At 63.8% G+C, this 3214-nt stretch carries 3 protein-coding genes; 1 reads left to right on the top strand and 2 read right to left on the bottom strand.

Annotation, left to right across the window (positions count from 1 at the left end; translation table 11 throughout):
- Positions 1 to 326: hypothetical protein (locus tag KKC91_12485; GenBank protein MBU0479360.1), on the top strand; the 326-nt coding region annotated here is incomplete at its 5' end.
- 283 nt (positions 327 to 609) lie between these two features.
- On the opposite strand, the gene KKC91_12480 is transcribed toward KKC91_12485, so the two are convergent.
- On the bottom strand, positions 610 to 2220 hold the full coding sequence (locus KKC91_12480; GenBank protein ID MBU0479359.1) for an IS1634 family transposase: 1611 nt from the start codon (positions 2218 to 2220) through the stop codon (positions 610 to 612).
- Positions 2221 to 2444: 224 nt separating this feature from the next.
- Positions 2445 to 3214 (bottom strand): DUF1998 domain-containing protein (locus tag KKC91_12475; GenBank protein MBU0479358.1); only part of this gene is annotated, 770 nt, incomplete at its 5' end.

Here is a 3214-nt window from a genome sequence, read left to right as displayed (position 1 = left end):
CGTACGAGCGCGAGACCCCTCCCCCGATCCATGCAACGTGGCATCCCGTGGCCGGTCGGGCTGATGCAGTGGCCCTCGAAATATCCTGCGCGGGCGAAACATTTATCCTGCTCCATGCGACCGCGCCTGGCAAGGTGAGCTTCGGCCAGTTCAGTCTCGAGGGCCGCATGGCAGTCGCCATCACGCACAACGGCAACCTGGATTCTCTGTGCCTTGCTGCTGGCAGAGCTGCCCAATACGGTGAAATCAGGCTGTCAGGCGCGAGCACGGGGAACGCCTTTTGTGCCCGGAAGAATGGCTCATTCAACACTGTGGACATCCAGTGACTCCGTCGCGGGGGCCATCCCTAATCTCTCATCCCTTATCTCTAACCCGATCGCCAACCCTCCATGCGAAAACAGAAGGCGACCGAGGATCTTGTTTCGTAACAGTTCACCCGCCCTCGCGTGTCATTCTGAGCGCAGCGAAGAATCTCGTTGTACGCGGCCTGTGTGCGACCAGGCAGAGATTCTTCACTACGCTGCGCTTCGTTCAGACTCATTTTCGACAGTTTGTCAGAAGAGTTCGTTTCGTAGCAAGGGTTTATGACTGGAGTGTGGGCGTATGGCACTACACGGTCGCTTGGTCCTCCAGTGCCGTGACCCGCGGTGGTGGCCGCACGCCCGCGGCCTGGAACGCGGCATGGCTCGCACCCCTCAAGTCCGTGCGTACGCGCCAGCCTCGCCCGTCCATGCCCAAGTGCACCGCCTGCACCTGGGACAAATCGTGCATCAGCTCGGGCCAAGACGCCTGCACCTCTTGCGCCTCGAGCCGGCGCTCCAAGTCCACCTCCAGTCGCAACGCCAGGAAGCTGGCCACGATGTGTCCGATGCTCGTGTCGTCTCGATGGTGGTAGACCGGACGCACCGCCAAGGTACTCTTCTCTTGCCGGAACGTGCGCTCCACTCGCCACAGACTCTTGTATGTCGTGGCCACATCTTGGGGCGACAGGTCAGTGTTCGTGGTCAACACGAACTTGCCATCGTACCGAGCGTCGGCCGCGACCGCGCCATGGTCGATCTCGATCGAGCCCCGCCGGACCCGGGTGAATCGTTTGACCCCTTGGTTCTTGAGCAGGCCCTTGGGCTCCCGGCTCAGACGCGTTTGCAGCCGGGCCAAGATGGCTTCCCGTTTCGCCGCGTCCTTGCGCTCCTGCGCGGGATTGTGGCACACGATGTAGCGCCGCTCGCCCACGCACACCTGCTTGACTCGCAAGTTCCCCGCGACCGCGCAGTACCGCCCGCCCCGGGACAACACCTCGTCCCGCACCTCCTTGCTGCCCCGGAGCCGGCAGCCCAAGATGTAGTCGAACGGAGCCTCGTCATGCTCCGTCAGCTCCGCCAGGGTGTCCTTGCCGATCATCGCACGGTCGGCCACGACCATGACCTGGCGAATGTGCAAGCGCGTCCGGAGCTTGTGCACCACGGCCACGAACGCTTTCCGATCCATGGTGTTGCCGGGGAACAGCTCCCACGCCACGGGCCAGCCCGCCCTATCCACGGCCACGGCCAGCACGAACTGTGGCAAGTCGGGCCGTCGATCCCGCGAGTAGCCCCGGCGCCGATACTCCGTCTCGGTGTCGCGGTACACGTACAGCGAGGTCGTGTCCAGAAACACCAGGTCCAGCTCCTGCGTGAACAAGTCCCGGTCTCGGGCAAAGAGTTGGCGCTCCAAGTCCGCCCGCACCTCGGCCAGCCATCCTACGGTGCGGTAGAGATGCTGCAGCGCGATGGGCTCGAACCCTGGCTCCTCGACCGTGTCGACCCACCGCGACCCCTGCAAGTCCGAGCCTGGGCAACACAACCTCTGCAGGGCCAGTGCGAACGCGGTGCGCTCCAAGTCGAACTCGAACCGCCGACGCTCGGCCAGACTGGCCAGCACCTCGGGCAGCGCTTGGCGTTGCCAGAGCCGGCCGAACACCAACGGTGGCCCCCAGAGCTTCGTGACGCAAGCCTGGATCTGCGGCCTCCGAGCGGCCGAGACCACGCGCACGTGTTGCGCAAAGCGCGCCAGGCTTTCGATCAGGCCGTCCAGGCGTCCATCCTCGGTGAGATGGTCCAGCCGGCCCAGGGTGGCGATGACGCGCTGCTTGGGCAGTCCTTGGTCACGATAGGACTCTACGATCTGGAGGTAATCGTGTGGGTGTCGGCGATTGCCTCCTCGCTTCTTTCTCACGAACATAATGGCCTTATTCTAGCATCCAGCACGTTCGATGTCAAGCCCCAAATCGCGCTCGTATGGCACTACATTTTGGCGAATCTGGACCCGCAAGTGCCGTAAACGGCAGCTATCGGCCAAATCGCGGCATCCTCATCGCCCAAACTGTCGAAAATGAGTCAGAATGACAGCTTCGGGGCCGCGTAGGGATTTCTCCGCGCCACGCGGAGAAGCCACAGCCTAAGACTCTACTTCTCCTTGAGCTTCTTGCGAATCCGGTCCGAAAGGCGAGGCGGCTTTTCGTCGGGGCCGGATGCAGACTGGCCAGCATTTCCGGCCGCGGGCTGGGTGCTCCCATCTGGGCGCAGATGCCGCGGAGGCGACTTTGGCTCGTACGCCGGCAGGCCCAGGATTTCGTGCAGTATGATCAGGGCCGCCTCTTTGTCTGGTATGCGCCCACGCGTGCCGGAGTCCAGGTCGCTCAGCGCGAACGACGGCACGGCCGCGCCCACGCACGAAGGGCAGCCATCGTCGCAACGGCAGCGGCTCACCACCGTGTGCACCGACTCGATCAGCTCGCCCATCACCTCGGCGCACCGTTCCGCGTAACCCATGCCCCCGGGGTAGCGGTCGTACAGGAAGATCGCGTCTCGGCCCAAGTTCGCGGCATCGACCACTACGCCGATGTCCTGCACGTCGCACATCACGAACATGGGAGCCACCTCGACCAACACATTCGCGATGCCCACGAGCCCCTCCGCGAACACCCGGTGGTGGCCGCGAACCGTCTCCGCGGCGCGGTCCGGAGGCACGAGCCACAGCGCGACGGTTTCGAGTTGCTGAGGCGGCATCTCCAGTTCCTCGAACCCGAGGCTGTCGCGTGAGTAGAACTTGACCTTCTTGAACATGGGGATGTGGGTCACGACCGTGACGTCGCCAAAGCCCGCCACGCAATCCCGCCAACTCACCTCCTCCTCCTTCTCGTCGATCTGGAGCTGCGACGACTGCACCGCCTGCG

This window comes from bacterium (assembly GCA_018812485.1).
Classification (GTDB): Bacteria; JAHJDO01; JAHJDO01; order JAHJDO01; family JAHJDO01; genus JAHJDO01.
This window is presented reverse-complemented; position numbering and strand designations above follow the sequence as displayed.